Consider the following 22,330-nt stretch of genomic DNA (forward strand, 5'->3'; position numbering starts at 1 on the left):
AATATTTTATGTGCCCGTTAAAGAAAAGAAAAGCGTTGATATCTATTTATCTGAGGTACATACGTAGTCATTTAGGAAAAGAAGGTTTGCTAACATAAAATTTCCATTTCGCTATCTGGTCTGATGTGTTAGTTTTTTTACTTACATAATAAAAATAATGGATACACTGTCGTGAGTTCACAATCATCATTATTAAAAATTTGGTCTAGATGTCAGTCATTGCCAAAAGGTAACTGGCTGTTTAGTAAGGCTGTGTGTTTTAAAGCTCCTTATTTTGGCTCAATAAAGCCATTAATCACAGATTTAACAGCAGGGTATTGCAGTGCAACCGTCAAAAATCGCCGGGCAATCCATAATCACATAGGAACTATCCATGCAATCGCACAGTGTAATGTGGCTGAGCTATGCGCTGGCTTGATGGTTGATGCAACCGTACCTGCAAAAACGCATCGCTGGATACCAAAAGGGATGACGGTTAATTATTTAGCAAAAATTGACACCGATATGCGTGCTATCGCAAAGATAGATGTGCCAAGAGAATGGCTAGAAAAGCAAGATTTGATTGTACCGGTGAAGGTCTACAATAACCACGATGAATTAGTATTCACCGCGGATATCACAATGTATGTAACAGCTAAGAAGGGCTAGGATTTATCGGCGGCCTGTTTATTCACAAATGAGAGATCATTGTCATCATCTGCAAGGATTGAAGAGGGAGAGCCCTCTTCGCTTTCTGGCTTGATAGGCGCAATGTTATCTTCTTCGTGACGGTGCTTAAGGCTACCTTCAATAATTGCACCTGCTTCGATGCTCAATGTGTCGTGAAACACATCACCATGGACCTCAGCAGTACTTTCTATAACGACCTTATTTGCGATTAATGAGCCGATAATTTTACCTTTAACAACGACACTATCAGCTTCAACAACACCTTCAACCATACCTGAGCTGCCTATTACAAGATGCTTAACGCGCAGATCACCATCAATGCGACCATCAAGTTGTACTTCACCTTGGCTGGTGATAGAGCCAGTTAGACGCATGTCTTCTGCGATAATTGAAGGGGTAAGGTTTGTTCTTTTTAACGATGAGTTTGTTGAGCTAGTTGTTGTTTGTTTTTTTTTACCGAACACGAGTAAGCGCCTTTGTTATTTTTACAGGGTTGACATGTTTGCCATTAACTAGAACTTCGTAATGTAGATGCGTACTTGTGCTGCGACCAGTACTTCCCATCAAACCAATCACATCATCTTTAGTAACGGCTTGGCCCTTTTTTACTTTAATTTTATTTAAATGACCAAAGCGGGTTACGAAACCATTTTTATGTTGTAATTCAATAAAGTTACCGTAACCACCATTGCGGCCTGCACGAAGTACAGTACCATCTGCAGGGGCGAAAACCTCTGTTTTATGCCAGCCTGCTAAGTCGACACCTTTATGGAATGCACGACGACCGTTCATCGGGTCTTTACGAAGCCCGAAACTACTTGAAATATAGTAATCTGCTGCCGGAAGCGTTTGTGGTAACTCACTTAACAGGTTTTCTAGGTTATTTAGAGTGAGGAGTTTATCTGCAACGGCTAAAAACTCAGCGGGAATTTTTGATTCATCAAATAAATCGAGTGGTCCACCTTGTGCTGTATCTGCTTGCTCATGTAGCGCTTCTGAAGCAAACGTTTCGTTTAAACCAGCTCCTTCTAACATGGCGATAATTGCCGCATGGCGTTGTGTTATCTGTTCATCGAGTAAGGCAAAGCTGCGGTTGTAGTTAGCATCAAGACGCGCAAAGCGCTCTGCAACAGCGTTAAAACGATTGGCTTGATTTGGCTCATCTTCCAATGGTGCATGAAATTCTTCAGTATGCTGCTTGGTTGGCAATATAGGCGATGCTGAGTCATCCGTTGTTGTATCTGTGCTCATCGATTCAGGCAAAGATTCAAGCATACTTTGCAGTAAAGCTTGTTTTTGTTCAAGTACCGCTAGCTGCTCAAGCTGCTTAGTGTATTCGTTTTGTTGTTGTTGATGCTGTTTTTGCCATGCTTGCTGTTCGCTAAGCTGGCTTTGTTTTATATCTGTAATTTTATCGGCTTGGGAGATAATTTGCAGAGTAGAAACACTTAACCACGTCACAGCTGTTAATAAAGCAAGTAATGCAGTTAGTTGAACCCAAGGTGCTAATACTAGGTGTTTTACTTCGCCATTTTGACGGATCAGCAGCTGTCTAGCTGGAAAAAACGTACGATAAAAGGACTTAATATTAACAAACATGGCGTGCAAAAATTGGATAAATACCGAGCTAAGATAACAATCTGAACTAAAAAAGCCAGAAAAAAATTGTAACTCAAGAAAAAAAGCAGCAAAAAAGGGCACAAATGGCCCTTAACTATGCTGTTATACCGTTATTTTGCAGGCAGTACTGTTCCTTCAACAGAACCAAAACCGATGCGTGCAAAGCCTTCTTTCTCACACCAGCCACGCATAATTACGTTGTCGCCGTCTTCTAAGAAAGCACGTTGCTCGCCATTAGCAAGAGTGATTTTTTCTTTGCCGCCGCGCGATAGCTCTAGTAATGAACCAGCTTCTTCATGCTCAGGGCCTGATTGCGTACCCGAACCTAACATGTCGCCTGGTTGGAAGTTACAGCCGTTTACTGTGTGGTGAGTGACCATTTGCGCCACTGTCCAGTATGAATGTTTGAAGCTTGATTTAGATACCTGTGTTGGTGCTTCGCCAGCTGCACGCATCTTTTCAGTTTCTAGTTGCACATCCATTTTGATATCGAATGCACCAAACTCACGGTTATGCGCTGACTCTAAATAGTCCATTGGTTGTGGATCATTTTCGTCACGTGTCCAGTTTGTTCTAAATGGTGCCAGCGCTTCTGTCGTAACAATCCAAGGTGATACCGTCGATGCGAAGTTTTTCGCAAGGAATGGGCCAAGGGGCTGGTATTCCCACGCTTGTAAGTCACGTGCAGACCAGTCATTAAATACACAGAAACCAAATACATGGTTTTCCGCATTTTCAATGGCAATTGCATCGCCTAGTTCATTACCTTTACCAAGGTAAATACCTAACTCAAGTTCGTAGTCTAGGCGTTTACAAGGGCCGAATGATGGTACTTCTGCATCTGGCGCTTTGGTTTGACCGTTAGGGCGGTGGAACGTTTGACCTGAAACATCAATTGATGATGAACGACCGTGATAACCAATTGGTACCCATTTGTAGTTAGGTAGAAGTGGGTTATCAGGACGGAATAAACTACCTACCGCTGTTGCGTGGTAAATAGAGGTATAGAAATCAGTGTAATCACCAATACGGCACGGCAGCGCAAATTCGATGTCTGCTTGAGCGATAAGTGCTTCGCTTAATTGTGCTTGCTCACTAGCACCTTCACGAAGTGCTTTTGATAGCGCAAGACGAAGTGCAGACCAATACTGCTGACCAAGACCCATGAATTCATTTAATGTAGCTTGGCTTGCTGCTTTAACGGCAACCTGTGCATCACCAGAGAATAAACCAAGTTCGTTTACTTTTGCTAAATCGATAACTTGGTCACCGATTGCTACAGCGCCACGGAACGCTTCGTCTGAATTTTTACGACGTACTTCTGCAAAAGGAAGGTTTTGAATTGGGAAGTCACAGTTCGCTTCGTTAGCAGATGCAACCCAGCTTTTTAGATTAATATCGTGGGTTTCGTTAATTAGGCTCATACTCTTTCCTTATTTGTTCGCGCTGATTTATTAGTTATCTATATGGAGGCAATCAACGCAATTTAAACAGTTAGTTTAAAACAGAATTTAAAACGACAAAAAGCAGCGTGTGAATATACCCAAACCACACGCTGCTTTTTAGACATCAGGGTGCTTTAGATTACACCACGACGCTCTTGATCTCGTTCAATTGATTCGAAGAGTGCTTGGAAGTTACCTTCACCGAAACCGCCGTCATCTACACGTTGAATCATCTCGATAAAGATAGGACCAAATAGGTTCTTCGAGAAGATTTGCAGTAAGTAACAGTTTTCGCTTTGGCTATCTACCAAGATTTGGTGCTTACGGATCTTCTCTTTGTCTTCTTTAACCCAAGGCACACGGTCAAAAATGGTGTCATAGTACTCAGGGATGATATCAAGCGTTGCAATCGTTGATTGGTCAAGCTTATCAAGTGAGCTTACTAAGTCGTTAGTAAGGAATGCTAAATGCTGTACACCCGGACCATTGTACTCATTTAAGTACTCATCGATTTGGTTGTTGTTGTTATCTTTACCTTCATTGATTGGAATCGAGAAAGTACCGCACGGAGATTTAAGTGCGTAAGATAATAACGCTGTTTTTTGACCTTTAATATCGAAGTAACGAACTTCTGTAAAACCAAATACGTCTTTATAGAAGTTAGCCCATGTTTCCATCGTGCCTTTATATACGTTATTGGTTAAATGGTCGATACGGATGAAGCCTTTGTCTTCAACAATGTTTTGCTCGCTTAAGTCTTCGAAATCTGACTCATAGATAGAGCCTTTATCACCAAACTGTTCGATGAAGTAGATTAAGCTATCACCGATACCGTAGATAGCAGGGTATGGTAAATTTTTATGTGTTGAGTCTGTTGCTGGTTTTGCACCGCGCTCAACAGCAACTTCGAATGCTTTTTGTGCATTCTCTACACGCCAACCCATAGAACAGATTGCTGGGCCGTGGCTTTTAGCAAATTCAGCAGAAAAACCTTCACGCTCATTGTTTAGTAAGAAATGAATGTCATGTTGGTTGTAGTAAACAATGTCTTTACCCTTGAATTTTTTTAGCTTAGAAAAGCCAAAATCAGTAAACACTTTGTCCATGTAATCTGCATCAGGTGTTGCATATTCAGTGAATTCAATGCCCATTAGGCCTAACGGATTATTTACTTCGCTCATTGTCATTACTCCCGCAATTATAAGCACTGCGCTAAAAAAGAATTATTGTTCTGTAATGAGCGGATGATTAACCAGAAAACCGATAAGGGGAAGATCTCGGCGTTATTTAGCTAACGCCCCCTTTGTAAATTAAATGGGACAATGATTTTAATTTTAGCTATTGCACTATCTGAGGCGGTGAATGGGTCACCATTTAGGCAAGTGTTTGGTATGTTGTTTTTAATTTATCTATATGTATTTAAAGGTAAAGTAATAGATTTTTCAGGCGTAAAAAAAGGCCTTGGACGGCCTTTTTTATTAAGTTGAATGTATAGATTAGTTTACAGTTTGGCGTGCTTTGTTAAAAAACTTACTGCGCTGTTGTAACCAAGGGTTATTCATAATTTGAGGTGCAGCTTGATAATGTCGCTCAACTACTTGGTTTAAGGTGCGAGTAGACTGCGTGAAGTTGAGTTGCTGCTGCGCACTACCCATGTTTGCAATTTCGGCGTCTGTCATAGCGCGACCTGCAAAGAGGAGTGCATTTAAATACCCTGGTTTAGTTTCGTAGTCATTATCGGTTAAAAGTAACGCTGCACTGTTGATTGCCCAGCGCTCATTGACTTCGCCTTCGTCTTTAATACCAATGAGCTCGCCATCAAGGTAAATTTTTAGTGCGCCATTGTTTGGGGCAGCATAAAACACAAAGGCAATACGGTGCCAGCTGTTTGCCAAAAGCTCGCCAAAATAACCGCTGTCACGCGTGGCGATACCGATGGCATTATCTCGGTTAACGTAAAGGTCTGCATCATTGCTATTAGTGAGATCTGTTTGTAGTAATGCACGCCATTCATTGGTGCTTTGCTCTGGCCAAAGCACATCCATCACCAGCGTGTAATCTGAAATAAACCCGTCAGTTTGGTAGTCACCATTTGCAGGGCTATTGGCTGTAAGTGTTAAGCCTTGGCTTGGGCTGTGGCGAGAAAACGCCAATACACCTGAGGCACCACTTGGTAAATCAGCAACTGCAAGCTCAGTAGTGGTTGCAAATTGGCTATTCTCTGGCCCCCAATTTTTTTCTTCAGGGTCATAAAAGCTAAGTGTTGCAGGGCCAAAGTCACTGCTAAAACCTTGCTCAGGATTATTAAAATTCCATACTGTCACTGCATCGTCAGTTTTGCAGGCGTTAAGTGTGTTATCAGTGTCGATGTATAAACATTGGCTAGTGCGTGCTCGTGCGTAGTTATCAAGCAGCCACCAACTTTCAGCGACTAATTGCGCGTCTAAGTTTGGCAGAGCAGGGAAGAATAATTCGCTATTGAGCGCAGGGCCTTTAAATAGAGCAACTTGGTATGTGGTTGCATCACTGATGTTATCAGGCGTTAAAGCGACCCATTCAGGCTGGCTTTCAAGCATGGTTTTTAATTGGCTGCCAGTCACCGCGACTTGATACATTGAATTAAAGCCTGGGGTATTCGATGGCTGACGTTCAACCTTAAACGCCGCATGAAAGTCTTCTTGAGTTAAGGTGCCTGGAAGCCAGCGATCTTGCACTTGGCTTGCATCTAGCAGTGCGGCATCAATAGCAGGGAATTGCTGCATCGTGGCTTTGGCTGTAATAGTAATGAGTTCTTCTGCACTTGGGTAATTTTCTGAAACGGCAATTTCGGTATTTGCATCAGGGGCGTAGCGGCCCATGATTTCATCGATGGCGGCTTTCGTGCGCTCATCTAAATTGGTAATGCTGGTTGTTGGTACGGTATTGTAATCAACATCAGCGAGCGTATTGTCTTCAAGGTTAAAGGTTAACGTGAGATCAGTTAGGCCTTGTGCAAAAAAGTTTGGCTGAATAACAATACTGCCATTATCTAAGGTTTGATAGCTTTCACCACCATGGGTGTGGCCACCCAGTACTAAATCAATTCCCGCCACGTTTTGCGCAATGCGAGTGTCTGTGCCTTCACCTAAATGACTCACCATGACCATGTAATCAACATCTTGGCGGTACTGGTTAACAATTTGCTCAGCCACTTCTTGCCATTGCCAATTCATTTTGAAATTAGCGATAAAATCAGGAATTGGCTCGTCTTCAATAGGTTCATCAAGTTCATTCCAAGGCACGGAAGTCATGCCAAAAAAACCGATGCGAAGGCAACCTACTTGCACAACTGAAAAATCGACACCGGCAAACGGCGTATCACTGTTACCCTCATAGTCAGTATTGCTTGAAAGCACGATGGCATTATCGTCATCAGCAAAATCAAGTAATTGCTCTGGTCCCCATGCATAGTCGTGGTTACCAATCACGCGTACGTCAAAGGCCATGGCTTTTATTGCCTCGACCGTGGCTAAGCCTTGTGAAGTTTGCTCGGCTACGGTGCCTTTTTCATAATCATCGCCACCATTGGTGAACAAAGTGTTTGGGTTTTCCAGTTTGGCATTATCGTAGTAACTACGAATACGGCTGAATAAGTGCTCTTTAAAGCCAAAGCGCGCGTGTAAATCAGCAACATGAATAAAGCGCACTGTTTGTGAACTTGCTGTATCAACACATTGTTCGCCAATTGTTTTACTGATTGCAGGAATGCTGCGCGACATTAATGCGTAGGTACCAAAGCTGGTAATTTCACTTTCCGCAAAGCCCTCTTCGTTGAAATTGGTTGTCAGAGGTTGCCACTGCTCATCTTGTAGCATAACAATACTAAATGCGAGGTTGGTTTGTTGCTGGGGGAGTTTTATAGAAAGGGTTAATGATTTAGAGAATACTAAATTATTCGGTCTGAAAGTATGTCTTGCAGAGACAATGTTTTGCTCAATATCTGCTGTGGTTGCTGCTGTTTCAGTATAGGTAAAAGTCGTATCGGTAGAGACGGTGTTACTATCTGCATTCAGGCGTACACTACCATTAGCAAATTGCTCGGAAAAACCTGAACTGACTGAAATAATTAAACCAGACTGGCTTGGGGTGGTGGCAACCTCTTTCGTTGTTTTATCGCCGCCACAGGCTACAAGCAGTAATGTGGTAAAAAAAATGATTAAGAGTTGATTGAAAAAGCGCACTGTATCACTTCCAAACCTATACAAACTATTATCAAATTATAGTATCAGTATTGCGGACAGCGATATAGCATTAATAAAGAAAAAACCCCACAGCGGGCGCTGTGGGGGAATATTTTTTACTGCTTTTCGGCAGTTACTTCTAGCTCTTCAGCTAGAATGTGTTCAGTTGTTTGCGGCTCATGATGGCCTTCGGCACCATGCATCCACTTAACTAGCTTGTCGCTCAGTAAGTACATAATGACAGCAGATAGGATTGCTGTAGCACCTAAGCCGATGAAAATACCCATTGCATTATCAACAGCTTCTTCGCCTTCACCTAAGAATGAACCTACGAAACCTGCAATCTTGTTAGCAACAGCTGTACATAAGAACCAAATACCCATAAGCATTGATGCTAAACGTAATGGCGCAAGTTTACTCACCATTGATAAACCAATGGGTGATAAACATAACTCACCTAAGGTATGGAAAAGGTAGAAAAGAACCAGCCACATCATGCTAATTTGCAGGTTGTCACCTTGACCTTGTGTCATTAGAGCAAAAATCATTGTGATGAAACCAAGTGCTAAGAAAATAAGTGCAATAGCGAACTTAACAGGTGAGTTAGGCTCACGCTTATCTAGCTTCAACCAAACGATAGCAACTAACGGTGCAAAAACGATGATGAAAATTGAGTTTAATGATTGGAACCATGAAGCAGGTACTTCAAAGCCTAATAGCATACGGTCAGTGTAATCGTTAGCGAACAGGTTCATTAAACCACCTGCTTGCTCAAAGCCCATCCAGAAAATGATACTGAATACACTCATGGTGAAAATAACTTTAATGCGGTCAGTTTCAACTTTAGTAAGTGGCTCTTTAGTGTTTGATTCAGACTGAGCTTGTGAAAGCTTAGCTGATGGAACAACACCAATATCGCCTAAGTATTTGTTACTTAATGCAAGTTGCATAAGTACAGAGATCACCATACCGATACCGGCTACGATGAAGCCCCATTGCCAACCCATTGCTGCGGCAGCATAGCCCGCAATAAGTGGGCCTAATGCACCACCTAGGTTGATACCCATGTAGAAGATAGTGAATGCGCCATCACGACGTTGATCACCCTCTTTATATAAGTCACCCACCATAGTAGAGATATTTGGCTTAAATAAACCATTACCTAAACAAAGTAAGGTTAAGCCAATATAAAAAACGTTCTCTTCTTGGCCTGCAAGGTAACCGTGTGGAATACCCATTGTGAAATGGCCGGCAGCCATTAGTAAACCACCAAGGATAATAGCTTTACGTTGTCCTAAAACGTTATCTGCTAACCAACCACCCAATAGTGGTGTGATATAAACAGCCATTGTAAAAGTACCGTAAAGACTCAAAGCATCAGCATTTGACCAGCCGAAACCACCTTCTTGAACAAGTGCAACTAAGTACAATACTAGAATAGCGCGCATGCCATAATAACCGAATCGTTCCCACATTTCTGTGCCGAACAACAGGAACAGCCCTTTAGGATGCCCTAAAAAGTCACCTGCTTTAGGTAATGAACTCATATTTACTTCCTAACTCTAAGTTTTTATTGAGGCCTTATTATTTTTGCTTTGGTCGTTCTAGTTTTTATTAAATGAACGGGTGGCCATGTTTTAGATGCAGCTAAGATAATGGTTTGTTGCTCAAGTTTTGAACTTGAAGGTAAGGGACACACCCTTATCCTAGCTACAAGTGCGCTACAGTATACATAGACCTTCTAGTCAGGGGAAGTGCTTGCGGTAGGTACAGGCCGGAGGTCTTGTATTTAGTAGCTTGCATAAGGTATGACAGGTTTTCCAGGGAAGATTAGCTCACTATAAACAGGCTTAAAGTAGTATCTAAAATAAAGTTGTGCATAATTTGGTTCGTAGAAATCAGCTCTATCAAGATTTAAATAGCCACCAAAAAACCAATGTGGCGTAAAACGATACTCAAAGCTGGCTCCTAGATTGTAAGAAATACCACGACTAGTGTCTTCTTCAAAATAAGGTACAAGCCCCGTTATCGCTGTTTGTGCTTCAGCTTGTGCTTGCAAAACAGGATCATTAGGGAAAAATTCAATTTCATCGGTGGTTGTAGTTGACCAAGATACGCCGCCACGTAAACGATAAACAAAATTATGGCCAATGCGTTGATCATAAATAACTGGCAGTGAAGCGCCTAAATAGCTTTGCGGGCTGTAATAGCCACCATGTCCCCAGGTTTCTTCACTTAAATTGTGTTTATATGACCAATGTAATAGGTTTAAACCCATGCTCAGCTCTTTATTTCTTTGTCGAATATACCGATAGTAACTGCCACCCATTAAACTGTAGCTTTGATTATCTTTGACGTTTTTACCGGTTAAAAGCTGGTAGTTGGTGCTTCCCCAAAAGCCCCAATCTAGTCCTAGATCATGAGATAAGCTCAGTTGCAATTGTGTTGCTCGAACGCCGCCCCACACTTGATTAGTAAAGACATCTTCAAGTCCTGCATAAGATAAAACAGAGCTAGTAATAGGGCGTTTATTGAAGGTGACTCCATAACCGAAATCGCCAAAGCTTCCTTTGTAACTCACACCCCATACGATATCTTCGACTAGAAAGCCAAGTGGAGTCGTGCCGACATCAAAGCGCCATTGCTCGTTCTGCCAAGCAAAGCCAATATCCACGCCTTGCTGTTCGGGTTCAATGCTTAACAGTGGACAGTCAAAGATACAGAGTGCCCCTTGACCATAGCGGCTACCCGCAAAGGTTTCATCAAAACGGGTTTCTTGACTCGATATTGTCATCGGGTCCAATTTTATAATTCCTGTACCGCCCCAAAGAGGAAAGCCTGCCTCGATAGGCGTTGCACCCGCGCCTAAGGTTGACTCATTTTGTGTGCTAGTTTGGCTGCTAAGGTTTATTGCCGCTGTAATATACGCTTGTTCTTGTTGTTCAATACGCTGTAATTGGCGTTTCGCATTATTGACATACCATGGAGCGTCATCATCAAGTGTATACAGGCTGTAATACTGCTCATTAGCTAAGCGACTATTGATGGTGTTTGCTGCGATTGCCGCTTGATACCAGTTTTTTGCAAGCTGTGTTTGTTGCTTAGTCTCTGCTACAGCTGCTGCCTGATAGTAAAGCTCTTGATTATTATTAGATTTTGCTAACAACTGTTTGGCTAGGTTAAGAGCCGTTGTTTGATCTTCAAATTGGCTAAGTGCCGCCATTAGCTGCTGTTGTCGATAGCTTTCTTGATACGTTACTTGGTTGATTTGCTCTGCAACAATACGATCAGCCAAGGTGTTATTTTGCATCTCACGGCTAAGTGCTGCAATCGTCAGTGCAGTATCGGTGGTGACTGTGTGTCCCATTGCGGTGTGTTGCTGGTAGCGAGAAATAGCGAAACGAGTCTCACCTTGCTCTATATAGGCATTAATCAGTGCTTCATTAAGTTGTGGGTTTTCACTGTACTGATTATCAAGCGCTGTTAATTTTGTTATTCGCGTTTGGCCTTGGTAAAAACGATTAATGTAGTTTATTTGTAGCGCAAGCCATTGCGATTGTTCTGAGTTTGTTGCATTGCTGGGCAGTTGGTAATGACTAAACCACGTATCTACACCTGCTTGATCATCGTTATTAATAAGCAGATCAGCATACGTCATATGCCAATATGGGCTGAGGCTAGAGTCGCGTTTAAGCGCTTTTTTAAGTTGCCTCATTGCATACTGTTGCTCATTAATTTGGAGCCATTGAGTGGCAAGCTCTGCTTGCATTAATGGTGTTAACGGTTGGGCTTCTAACTCTGTGAGTTTATAAATAATAGTTGCTTTATTGGTGGCAGTATTATTTTCTGCAAGCTTCTCGAGCTTGGTGTTAATACTCAGTTGCTCAGCAAGAACGTTAATTTCATCTGTGCGTGCGTTAGTTGGAATGTAATCCAGTGTCGCCAGCGCGCCTTGATAATCATTGAGCGAACGTAAAAATAACGCATGACTGTATCTGAGTTCTGCATCCAGTGGAAATTGCCACAAGGTTTTTTTATAGAGCGCTTTTGCGTGCTCAACCAACCCCTGTTGTTGGTATAAATTAGCGAGATCATAATATAACCAGCTTTGGCGAGGGCTTTGTTTTATTGCCATAAGTAGCATATCTACAGCTTCATCCAGCTTGCCTTTCGCTGTTAAATCATCGGCACTTGCCCGTAGTTGCTGGGTTTCTAAAAGCGTATAGTCAGCGGCAATCAGCGCTTGTTGCTGTTTACTTAAGCCATTATAAAATTGATGGCTACGTGCATAGTTACCATTTGCAGCGCTTAAAATAAGCATGGCTCTTAGGGTTGATTGCTGTAATGGATCACTTTTTAGCACATGTTTGTACAGCTTCATGGCCGTTTGGTAATCGTCGGTAGCTTCGGCAAGTTGCGCACGGTAAAACATGACCGTGTTCGGATCCTCATTGAGGGTATCAGCCAAATCGAGCTTTAATGTTGTACGTTTAAACTCTTTCATAGACATTGCTGATTTTGCTTCGTCTATGTATTGCCAAAAACGCGCCGTATTTGCTAGGCCTTTGAGTACTGTGATGCGATTTGTATCAATACTGTATTTTTCAGCTTTTTAAAAAAAATGATAGGCTTGAGCATTATTGCCTTGTCTAAGATTAAGTAGTCCTAGGCTGTTGTATATTTCAGGATCAGTGGGTCGGCCTTTTAGGGCTTTATTGAACAATGCTTCAGCTTTTACAAAACGGCGTTTTTCAAGCTCTACATTGCCTTTTAGCCATGTCTGGTAAGCAGGATCAGCCAGCTTTTCACGTTCAGCTTTATATGCTTTTTTAAAGTCGCTAAATTGCACGTGCCCTTTGCTGCTTTTAGGGTAAGCAGCAAAATATCGTTCATAAGCATGTTCGGTACTTTTGTTCAGAGGCATATCTTGAAGTGCATTTAACCATGTAAATTCAGCCTCAACACTGTATTGATTACTATGAGCATAATGGCTCAAAAGTGTCAGTGCTTCTTTATTTGCAGGATTTTGTTTTAACAGATGACGAGCATAAGCAAGCTCAAAACGACCGCTGTTTGGGTAGCGGTTCATTAATGAGTGGTATCCTCGTAAGGCCTGTTGGTATTGGTTTTCGTCTTGGGCAAGCCAGTTTATATGTTCAAGTTCAAACTCAATATTAGGGTAGTTTGATTTGAACAAGCGATTGTAAATTTTTACAGCATCATTGTATTGCCCTGCGCGTGCGCGTAAACGGGCCTGTGCAATCGTTGCTTTTTCTTCATTACTGACTTTTTCCAGCATTGTTAAGCTCTCCACACAAGGGTGTGCTTTTTGAGTTAGCTTTGCCAATAAGTTACGTGCTCGTTCAGTTTCTTTTCGTGCATACAAAACACGCACCTGTGCACACTGAACTTGGGTGTTTTGTGGGGCGATACTTAACAGTTTTTCTAAGCTGTCAGACATCAGCTGTGTATCTTGCTCAATTTCGCCTAATTGTACTTGGCTAATTAACCAATCAATCGACTGAGTATCAATATCGTTACTTGAAAGCGCAAAGACACTAGGGCTTGCGATAATGACAGCAAAGAGCCACTTTATTGGCATTCAGTGCTCCAATTCGTTATCAAGTTTCCTTCTTTATCAATCTTAAAGCGTTCGTTTAGACTGCTGGTGCCAAACAAGTACAGTACACTGTCATAGTAGCGAGTTGTTGTGAAACGGGTATCCATCATTAATTGTTGTTGCAGTGTGGTTATTAATTGTGATGCTTGCATGGTTTTGAGCATAGGGAGTAAAGCCCCAGTAAAACCACTCGGACCTGTGCCTGATGTTTTCCCTGAAAGAGCATCTGCTTCTAACGGTACTTTCCCCGATTCGATAATATATTCGGTCATAGGCGCGAATTGCTGGATAAGTTCTTTTTTGTAAGTGGCATCATCGGCCATCATACTTACCCAAAGATACACACGAATAGCATTGAAACTGCCTACAGCTGGGCTTCGTTTGTCATGGTAAAAGCCTTTTTCAACACTGTAATTGACCCAGTCGGGGCTAAAGCCTTTTGGTGCTGTATCAATCAGCATTTTAGCTGAGTTATCATGTAGCTGTTGCCAAGGTGAATGCGGATAAAGCTCAGCAAACTGCTTTAAAATAAATAACGGCGCATAGCTTGGGTTTAATTTCCATGAACTTTGCTTCTTAAAGCCACTAGGTCCTGGCAGAAGTGTTAAGCCTAAGTTAGGTATACGGGCAGTTTCTTCGCGAATAATTCGCTCCGCAAGTACTGAGCTTAAAACTGCATAGCGTCTTTCTTGCCATAGTTTTGCGGCTTGCGACAAGGTGTAAGCTATCCATAAATCGGAGTCAGCGGCAGGGTTAGAGTCTAATATTTTGCCTTCCCCTTTTTCAACCCCCCATTGCCATGCAGGTAGACGAGTGCTTAGATCGCCTTCAGAGAGGTGAATTTCTGTCCAATCTAACAGTGAGTCAAAGGTGCTTTTATCATTGGCGACTAAGGAAAAAAATAACGCATATGACTGACCTTCAGAGGTGGTGATATCGAACTGGCTGCCTAAATCAATAACGCGCCCCTGTGGTGAAATAAAGTGTGTTTTAAACGTATTCCATTGCGGCCACGCTGCACACGTTTGCGCTGCAAAAGCTTTACTTATTAGTAAGATACTAATCGCTAAATAAGCCATAAATTTCATTATGCTTTATCTCCTTCAGACAAACGCTTTTGTGTCAGTAACAGAAGTAGTCGCCACAACATGTACGAAATCAGCAGTAATGTAATAATCGATAATATGGCGAGTAAAATGGGTTGATCAGAAAAGTGAAACCAAATCAGCGTATGAATAGGGATATGGCCTACAAAGTATTGCTCATCAGTTTTTATGGTTTTGATTCCCTGACGGTTTATTATGGCTGAGCTACCCATGATTTGAGCTGTTTTCTCTGCGTTCATAAGTACGTCGCTCAATAAACTATATGCACTATTGTCTGAGACGATCATAGAGACGACTGAGCGTTCTGAGTCCAATGGAGATTGGAAACCAGAAATTATTGCTAAGCGGCCTAGACTACTGATATTTAGTTTAATTTTTTCAGAGTTTTGAGTGTCATATGCACCGTTATAGATGGCTTGATTAACAATACGCTGATTGTTATTGATCACAGCACTTAAAGAGCTGTTCTGTGAAAGCTCAGCTAAAAGTGAATCAGGCTTGCCAATGATGATAATGTCTTTATCGGTAAGTTCGTTTTTTGAATTAGGAAATTGAATATCTAAACGGTGGGCTGGATAGCCTGTCATTGCACCCAAACGGCCTGCAAAGTTGAGTAATAAGCTAATTGCCTCAACAGGGGCGTTGCTTTGCATTATTAACACGCTTTGATGAAGATCTGCGTATTTGGTATAAGGGAAACCGCTATTGGCAAAAGCACGTAAATTAGGCAATGAAATGTAATGATGAAAACCACTCACATCAATGCTAGAGCTGCCATCAATAACACCGAACTCACCGCCTGCTGGAATCGCACTACACTCTCCTGTTTTAACTAATGCAAAGTTAAAGTCATAAGTCAGTTGGTTGTTAGTTGTTAAATCAAGCCCCGTTAATTCGAAGTCTTGGTGCGTTTGACTTGGTGTACTTGTTGAAATTAATGGTAATAGAGTCTGTGTGGTTACATTCTCATTGTGTTTATTATTAAGCGTGAAACCGTCAACAAATTTGCCATTGATAAGCATGTTTAGACGCGACAGCATGCCCTGTTCTACAGGAGTATTGCGGTAATTTAACGTTAATGGGATGCCATTTTCACGCCACGTGAATAAATCGGGTGCAAAGCGAAGATCTAAATTAACAGGTTGACCTCGATAACCTGCTGATTGAAGCTGTGTCGGGTATTCAATAAATTCATCAAATGTAACAGCACGGTCAGAACGGACCCACAATGGCGCATCGTATGCTTTTCGAAGCGGTAAACTATCAATGGCATCAATGGTTGCACTACGTCCTGTCATCACTTTGTGGCCAAACATTAAACCGACCACAGCTTCTTTTAGTTGTGCAGCGTCTTTGCCTAGAATTAGTAACACTTTGGCGTATCTATGTGTTGGACTACTGATAATCTCAACCGTTGGTTTTTCAACATTAGGGTAATTTAATAAGAAGTCTGGTTTGTTTGTATTGGTTGCAAACACTACACTGTGCTCAACAGGCGTTGCATTTATTTGCACTGGAAATCCAGCATAACGCCACTTGGCTTGGGCACCAAAAAAGCTTGAAAGTGCAACGGCTGCCTCAAGCGTCTCTTCATTTGGCTGGGAAGCAAAAATAAAGGGTAAATTAAGCTGAGTGTAATCTCGTTTATCAAAAAAAGGTGCGGGAAAATATTCAAGTAAGCTTTCGAGTGCAAGTGATTGGCGGCCCAGTGTGATGGAACTGCTTTTATCTAATTCAGCCCAAATAGCTTTACTGAAATCATCTTGACATGCCAAGTCATAGTAACCAACTAGCTCAAAACGAATTTGATTAAAATCTTTAATCAGTTTTGGGTTGAGCGGCACGCTATGTTCGGTTTTTACCTTAATTGGATTAGTTTTATTATCAATGGGTAATACGGTTACGAGGTTTTCATTGAAGAAAACTTTTAAATGTGACACGCGGCTAATTAATGAAGGGGAGGGCGTGTATGAAAAGTTAAGCATTAACTGTTTACCTAGCTTGTCTAGTCGGTTTGTAAAGTCGATGCGAGTGCTTTGGCTAACACCGTCTAGCTTAAACTTTTTTAAGCCTAAACGTTCAAAACTTAAGGTTAGGCTCTCTACAGGTGCTTGTTCAGGGTAACCATCATCAAAAATAGCTTTATTAGACAGCGGCTCAGCACCCATAGCCCAGTGTGGCAGGCTCAGTGATATTGCAGCGAGTAATAGTGTTAGTAGTGGTTTTATCATGATGGTGTAAATACTTTTGTTGGTTTTTTAGGTAATAAAGACACGACAAAGTGTAGTACCTTCGTTATAAAATTAATTAAGGGTCTCAACTCACTTGGTGCGTGGAAAATCAAATTCTTAAAGCCTCTGAGACTAGTATAAAACACTTTCGAAAAACTGTATGAAGGTTTATCGTGTTTAAAGTTTTCTTGCCAATCAAGCCAAGCATCTGCGCGTGAGAATGTGCATTGAATAAATGCCTTTTGTTTTTCTAAATTTAAATCTCTAAGAGTTAAGCCGATTTGCTTATCACGGGTGTTACAGATGTAGGTCGCAAATGAAAACTGCTTAAAGCCACGACTCATAAGGAGTTCAACTTTATCGTTGACTCGACATAAGTGACTGTGTTCGGTTTCTAAACCGACTCCATTGTCTGAGTAATCCGTTATTTTAACTTTGATGGTGCGTCCGTTCGCAAGGCGAATTGCGGCAGGGAAGTTAGCTTTTATTCTATGCGAGCTACGTACTTGCTTTGCTTCGGCTGCTACCGCGACTGCTGCGCCTAAGATCACTATATTGTAGCTGGCCCACAACATACTAATTAGCAATACGCCTATATGAGACGTATCACCGAATAATAATCTGATGATGCCATACGTCATACCGACAACATTTACTAATAACAGTATTATATAGGGCTTTGAAATCATCCAGTCATAGTGGTCAGTACTATTTAATCCACCTTTTTCAGTAACATTAAACTTACCTTTATTGGGGTTTATAAGTGCAACTGTGGTTGGCTTTAAAATATACCAAGCTAAAACTGATTCATATACTTCCCCCCAGAATGAGTAACGGTATTTCCCTTGAACTCGTGAATTGGTTATTTTCACTTGCAGCAAGGTGGGTACAATATATAAGAAAATAGCGATAAAAGGAGCATAAATAATTTGTGCGTTTAGGTAGATCAGCGCCAAAGGTGCGGTTAAAAATACAATACGTGGTATTCCCGATAAAAAGTGCAGCATGGCATTGAGATAGCATAATCTTTGGGCAATATTTAAGCCTTTGCCGAGTAATGGGTTATCTAAACGAAAAATTTGTGCCATCCCTCGAGCCCAACGGATCCGTTGACCAACATGAGCCGATAAACTGTCAGTGGCAAGGCCGGCAGCTTGTGGAATATTAATATAGGTGGTTTTATATCCGGCACGCTGCATTCTCAGTGCTGTGTGCGCATCTTCGGTGACAGTTTCTACCGCAAACCCGCCAATTTCTTCAAGGGCACTGCGCTTTAATACTGCACAAGAGCCACAGAAAAAGGTGGCATCCCACATGTCATTACCGTCTTGGATCAGACCATAAAATAGCATGTTTTCGTTAGGAATTTTACGATGGTTTTTTAAATTACGTTCAAAGGGATCCGCAGAAAAAAAGTGGTGTGGTGTTTGTACTAAGCACACTTTGCTGTCATTAATAAATTGCCCCATGGTCATTTGTAAAAACGACCGCGCAGGAATATGGTCACAATCAAAAATCGCGATATATTGGCCATTTGTCACTTGCATAGCATGGTTCATATTGCCAGCTTTGGCGTGATTATTATCTGGCCGAGTTAAATAGCCAACGCCAATTTTTTCTGCAAAATCAGCAAACTCGGGGCGTTTACCGTCATCTAGAATATAGATGTTAAGTTTGTCAGCCGGCCAGTCAATACTTTGTGCAGCAATGGTTGTTGGTTTAACCACATTCAACGGTTCATTGTAGGTTGGAATATAGATATCAACAGTTGGCCATGTTGATGTATCTTCACTAAGTGGAATGGGTTTTCTACTTAATGGGTTAATTGTTTGAAAGAAGCCTAAAATTAGTACCAGCCAAGCGTAAGTTTCTGCTAATAAAAGTCCAAACCCTAATGCTAATGCAAGTGGATCTCCCCAGTTGAGTGTTTCTGTGTAACGCCACCATAAATAGCGAGTAGAGGTGGTGACAGACAGGGTGATCATTGCAATTGTTGCCATTTGTCCTTCAACACGACGCAAAGAGTAGGCAACCAACAAAATAAGACTAATAAACACGGCTTGTGCTTCTACACTAAAAGGCACAGTGACAAAAATGGCGACAGCGAATATTAAGAGTGTGAAAAATGTCACTTTTAAGGTGCTATTTTTCCATAGACTTGAAGTGCTTATTTGTTGATACACTTTTGATTTCTGCTGCTTCTTCGTTATGAGCCAAGCTCGCCTAAAAAAGCGCACTAGCTTACTGTCTATCACGCGAACGATACGTGCTGAGCGTATTATCTTACGCCATGTTTTACGCTGCTCTTGGGCAATGTGGGCCTGAGAAGTGGTAGTTGTGTTAAATAAAACCAAGTAACAGCTTTGTAGCACGATTCTAACGCAATTTGATGGCGTTAAAATTGGCTGTGTAACATGGGGATAGAAATATTTTATCGTCTTTTTTATGTTGTTTTTACGGTTTTTATCAAGCCTAAAAAATAGGGATAAAAATAACACTATAAAGGGCATCATGAATGCCCCAAGCAAACTCATCTTATGTTGATTGAAATAACCATGAAATTTAAAAAATACAAAGCGAACAATTCTCTTTGTAAAAATAAGTCCTAAGCATAATTTCATAATACGCTCAGTGTTACTTACCCGAACCTTATTAGTCATTATTACTCGCTCGACTTACCAACCAGCCCGCTAATGTTTCAAAGTCGTCATTGGCAACACTGTAAGGAGCACAATTAATGGCGACATTACGAAATGCTGTTGCTTCTTTTATCACTTCATCTTGGTTGATATACAATGGCGCGAGTAAAGGAAGTTCTGACTGCCATAATTGCAGCAGATCAGATTCAAGCTCAGAGGCAGAGTTAAATCGATTTATTAAAAAGTAATGTTGCCAACGGGAAGTAGCGTGTTTAAGTGCATTTAAGCGCTTATAGATAAAACTGTGACAAATAGCATCGCAGTTTACAATTTCTAGGAAAATATCTTCTTTTGTTGTGGGGTAATCAACCACATCAATATGAGCAGGGCAGTCAAATAAAAACCAGGCGTTTTCAGATTCTTTTAATTGCTTGCAGCTTTCTATGATTGAGGTAAAGTTTAAATTACTGAGGCTAGCACTGCCATAAGGTAAAAATTTAATACCATCATCATCTTGATGGAATTGGCAGCTGGCAGCACGAAAGCTTGAATAATCACTCCAACCTAATTGGTGTTCCCACGATAGACCTAGATGCAAGCCAATATCGCCTTTGGGATCAAGGTCAATAACGTATACGTTTTCGTTAGATTTTCTTAAGGCGCAAGCAAGATTAGCGACAACGGATGTTGTACCTGTTCCACCTTTAATACCTTTTACAAAAACTCTTTTCATTATTTAGTATGTACTTTTGTTAATATTTTTAACTTGTTGTGTATCTTTAACGGATAAAGCGATATCTTTAATTAAAGGATATTTTTCGATTGTTTGGCGATTTTTTTCTACATCAACTATTTCTATATATGTTTGGTTTTTTCCACCAAATTGATGGAGCAAATTGTCAATGTCATATTGAGTTAAAATAGTTGATTTTTTTACTGCATAATCATTCATTTAAAGTATCCGCTACGACAAAACTAGATTTGAAGTGTTTATAAAGCGTGGACATGGGCTGCATTATATATAGAATAGCGGCCAAAACTAGTACTAAAGTATCTTTTTCAAGGGTTTATTGGTGCCTTATTTAAATATTACAGGGTTAATGACAGCCTATTCGGTGTTAAAAAGCAGTGCAAATTATGCACTACTGGCACCTTTAGACAATCAGTTATTAGAGTTAGCTAGGCATATTCTTGCTAATAACAAAGGCTCTGTATTCTTGCTTTCGGAACACGTCGATATGTTCTTTAATAGTGAGCAAGGTGATGTTTTTTATCAGTTATTTGAGCAGGGTCGCTTATATCCATTTTGTTTACACTATGATCCAATTTTAGCAAAAAAATTACATTTTTCACGTCGGGTGATTAATGAGCTAAAACACTATGACGAACTTAAAGGTAGTACAGTTATTGTGCATTTACATAGTGAACGAATTTCAATGCTCAACGAAGCGCAGTTAATAAAAAAGGTAAGTTGTTATCGCGAACTAGCCATATCTCAAAGTGCAACTGTCATCTTTTTAATTTCGGGTGCTGATGTAAGTAGTGTGCGACGACAGTTTTTGGGTATGAATACACTTTTTGATGGCATGATTTTTATGAGTCAAGAAGCCTCAATTCGTACCTTAGAATATGATTTTTGGAGTCACAGCGAAGGGGTTATTGCAGCTAAAAGTATTAATTTACAGTTGCTTAATAAGCAATTATCGGTGTTTGAGAGTGGTGTAGATGCACACGCTGATAATCGTTCAATGCACCAGGAGCTCGATGAAGATGAAGTATGGGTAGTACGAAGTGCGGTACCACAAGGCACTAAGCTTCCTGCTCTTTACAAAGTTGTTGAAGATAACGACGCACTATATAAAACAGCGCTGACTCGAAAAGCTGCCACGCTGGTTTTTTCAGTAACACGCTACACTGATTTATCTGCTTTAGCACAAGAGTGTTTTTTGCTTCGTAAACAATGCGGGCGTAAATTAAAATTAGTTATTCAGAATGTGGATGGCATTATTCGCCATCAAGATGAGTGTTTGTTTTTAGCCTTGGGTGTAAACCTGATTTTGTATAGCTTTTCGGAGCCATCTAGACTGTTATCACAAATTCAGTCTATACAGGGGTTTCAATTCTCAAGGCCCTTACCCGATTCAATTGATGATGTATTAAAATATAGTGAAAGTGCATTAAGCAAAGGGTATTTACCTATTCTGCGTTTTGCAGAGCAAGTGTCAAAACACAGTGACTCAGCAGCTAACTTAGGTGTTAGTGGGGTGTTGGTCATGTTGCAGCTTTTACCGCGCATTGAAGCGATTCACCCCTTGCATTTATTCCACGTAAAACGAGAGGGGGATCTATTTAGTTATGCCGATGGCTATATCTATTTATATTTGCATGCGTGCCGTGAGCATGATGTCGAAAGTGCAATTAAACACTTGTTTAAATTACAAGTGAGTGATTTCTTTACATCGAAAAATATTATTGCTGATCATTTTTACATACAGCAAGAGTGTCGACGAATTCAACGTGACTACAATCAACAGGAAGTACCAGACTACACAGAGCAATTGAAAGAAAATGTTAGCTATATTTTTGATGCCAAAGTAGCTGATATTACTAATTTAAATACTGAAACCCCTGAATTTAAAAAAATCATTAGACCGCTATCAACACCTGTTTCAGTTGAATTTAAAAGTGATAAAACATGAGCTTAAACCAGTTTTTAATTACCTTTGTAATCGCGCTAATACTCGGTGTTTTACTCAGTAATGTAGGCAAGGTATTACTAA

15 protein-coding genes are annotated in these 22,330 nt (G+C 40.9%); 2 read left to right on the plus strand and 13 right to left on the minus strand.

The genetic code is table 11. The annotated features are described in order from the left end of the window. Nucleotides 1–171 precede the first annotated feature (171 nt). Nucleotides 172–648 (plus strand): hotdog fold domain-containing protein, encoded by a 477-nt coding sequence (locus tag L0Z67_RS05495; RefSeq protein WP_062570488.1) that lies wholly within the window; start codon nt 172–174, stop codon nt 646–648. Here the strand turns inward: L0Z67_RS05495 and L0Z67_RS05500 are convergent. The 13 genes from L0Z67_RS05500 to bcsR all read right to left on the minus strand — a co-directional run bounded on the left by L0Z67_RS05500 (nt 645) and on the right by bcsR (nt 20,502). Further along, nucleotides 645–1,133 carry a polymer-forming cytoskeletal protein gene (locus tag L0Z67_RS05500; protein ID WP_062570489.1) on the minus strand — a complete coding sequence of 163 codons (489 nt, stop codon included), beginning with the start codon at nt 1,131–1,133 and terminating at the stop codon, nt 645–647. The two genes, L0Z67_RS05495 and L0Z67_RS05500, sit on opposite strands and share 4 nt — an antisense overlap. Further along, a complete protein-coding gene (locus L0Z67_RS05505; protein ID WP_405128554.1) occupies nt 1,123–2,268 on the minus strand; it encodes a M23 family metallopeptidase in 1,146 nt (381 codons plus the stop codon). Before L0Z67_RS05505 ends, L0Z67_RS05500 begins: the two co-directional genes overlap by 11 nt. Before the next feature lie 131 nt (nt 2,269–2,399). After that, nucleotides 2,400–3,713 (minus strand): fumarylacetoacetase, encoded by a 1,314-nt coding sequence (fahA, locus tag L0Z67_RS05510; RefSeq protein WP_237119480.1) that lies wholly within the window; start codon nt 3,711–3,713, stop codon nt 2,400–2,402. A gap of 155 nt (nt 3,714–3,868) precedes the next feature. After that, nucleotides 3,869–4,915 (minus strand): 4-hydroxyphenylpyruvate dioxygenase, encoded by a 1,047-nt coding sequence (gene hppD / locus L0Z67_RS05515; RefSeq protein WP_055021474.1) that lies wholly within the window; start codon nt 4,913–4,915, stop codon nt 3,869–3,871. A gap of 315 nt (nt 4,916–5,230) precedes the next feature. Continuing rightward, entirely contained in the window at nt 5,231–7,954 is a 2,724-nt protein-coding gene (locus L0Z67_RS05520; protein ID WP_237127667.1) for a metallophosphoesterase, read from the minus strand. 116 nt (nt 7,955–8,070) lie between these two features. Then, nucleotides 8,071–9,501, minus strand: coding sequence for a peptide MFS transporter (locus tag L0Z67_RS05525; protein ID WP_062570492.1), 1,431 nt, complete (start codon nt 9,499–9,501; stop codon nt 8,071–8,073). Nucleotides 9,502–9,743: 242 nt separating this feature from the next. Next, entirely contained in the window at nt 9,744–12,458 is a 2,715-nt protein-coding gene (locus tag L0Z67_RS05530) for a cellulose synthase subunit BcsC-related outer membrane protein (RefSeq protein ID WP_405128555.1), read from the minus strand. A gap of 108 nt (nt 12,459–12,566) precedes the next feature. Then, nucleotides 12,567–13,556, minus strand: a complete 990-nt coding sequence (locus L0Z67_RS05535) for a tetratricopeptide repeat protein (protein ID WP_405128556.1) — start codon at nt 13,554–13,556, stop codon at nt 12,567–12,569. Then, entirely contained in the window at nt 13,547–14,662 is a 1,116-nt protein-coding gene (gene bcsZ, locus L0Z67_RS05540) for a cellulose synthase complex periplasmic endoglucanase BcsZ (protein ID WP_405128557.1), read from the minus strand. Before bcsZ ends, L0Z67_RS05535 begins: the two co-directional genes overlap by 10 nt. Continuing rightward, nucleotides 14,662–16,911 (minus strand): cellulose biosynthesis cyclic di-GMP-binding regulatory protein BcsB, encoded by a 2,250-nt coding sequence (gene bcsB, locus L0Z67_RS05545; protein WP_405128558.1) that lies wholly within the window; start codon nt 16,909–16,911, stop codon nt 14,662–14,664. The genes bcsZ and bcsB overlap by 1 nt, the downstream gene beginning before the upstream one ends. After that, entirely contained in the window at nt 16,908–19,571 is a 2,664-nt protein-coding gene (gene bcsA, locus L0Z67_RS05550) for a UDP-forming cellulose synthase catalytic subunit (protein WP_405128559.1), read from the minus strand. The genes bcsB and bcsA overlap by 4 nt, the downstream gene beginning before the upstream one ends. Next, nucleotides 19,564–20,283 carry a cellulose biosynthesis protein BcsQ gene (gene bcsQ / locus L0Z67_RS05555; protein WP_405128560.1) on the minus strand — a complete coding sequence of 240 codons (720 nt, stop codon included), beginning with the start codon at nt 20,281–20,283 and terminating at the stop codon, nt 19,564–19,566. Before bcsQ ends, bcsA begins: the two co-directional genes overlap by 8 nt. A 3-nt stretch (nt 20,284–20,286) precedes the next feature. Then, a complete protein-coding gene (gene bcsR / locus L0Z67_RS05560) occupies nt 20,287–20,502 on the minus strand; it encodes a BcsR/BcsP family cellulose biosynthesis protein (protein ID WP_062570498.1) in 216 nt (71 codons plus the stop codon). Nucleotides 20,503–20,623: 121 nt separating this feature from the next. Between bcsR and bcsE the strand changes: the two genes are divergently transcribed. Beyond that, nucleotides 20,624–22,249, plus strand: coding sequence for a cellulose biosynthesis protein BcsE (gene bcsE / locus L0Z67_RS05565; protein WP_405128561.1), 1,626 nt, complete (start codon nt 20,624–20,626; stop codon nt 22,247–22,249). Nucleotides 22,250–22,330 lie beyond the last annotated feature (81 nt).

Origin of the sequence: Pseudoalteromonas sp. PB2-1, assembly GCF_045040605.1 — a bacterium.
Lineage (GTDB): Bacteria > Pseudomonadota > Gammaproteobacteria > Enterobacterales > Alteromonadaceae > Pseudoalteromonas > Pseudoalteromonas arabiensis.

What these genes read in the sequence shown, in the direction of transcription:
- L0Z67_RS05505 (WP_405128554.1), bottom strand. Translation starts at nt 2,268, where the DNA reads ATGTTTGTTAATATTAAGTCCTTTTATCGTACGTTTTTTCCAGCTAGA.
- fahA (WP_237119480.1), bottom strand. Translation starts at nt 3,713, where the DNA reads ATGAGCCTAATTAACGAAACCCACGATATTAATCTAAAAAGCTGGGTT.
- hppD (WP_055021474.1), bottom strand. Translation starts at nt 4,915, where the DNA reads ATGAGCGAAGTAAATAATCCGTTAGGCCTAATGGGCATTGAATTCACT.
- L0Z67_RS05525 (WP_062570492.1), bottom strand. Translation starts at nt 9,501, where the DNA reads ATGAGTTCATTACCTAAAGCAGGTGACTTTTTAGGGCATCCTAAAGGG.
- L0Z67_RS05530 (WP_405128555.1), bottom strand. Translation starts at nt 12,458, where the DNA reads ATGAAAGAGTTTAAACGTACAACATTAAAGCTCGATTTGGCTGATACC.
- L0Z67_RS05535 (WP_405128556.1), bottom strand. Translation starts at nt 13,556, where the DNA reads ATGCCAATAAAGTGGCTCTTTGCTGTCATTATCGCAAGCCCTAGTGTC.
- bcsZ (WP_405128557.1), bottom strand. Translation starts at nt 14,662, where the DNA reads ATGAAATTTATGGCTTATTTAGCGATTAGTATCTTACTAATAAGTAAA.
- bcsB (WP_405128558.1), bottom strand. Translation starts at nt 16,911, where the DNA reads ATGATAAAACCACTACTAACACTATTACTCGCTGCAATATCACTGAGC.
- bcsA (WP_405128559.1), bottom strand. Translation starts at nt 19,571, where the DNA reads ATGACTAATAAGGTTCGGGTAAGTAACACTGAGCGTATTATGAAATTA.
- bcsQ (WP_405128560.1), bottom strand. Translation starts at nt 20,283, where the DNA reads ATGAAAAGAGTTTTTGTAAAAGGTATTAAAGGTGGAACAGGTACAACA.
- bcsR (WP_062570498.1), bottom strand. Translation starts at nt 20,502, where the DNA reads ATGAATGATTATGCAGTAAAAAAATCAACTATTTTAACTCAATATGAC.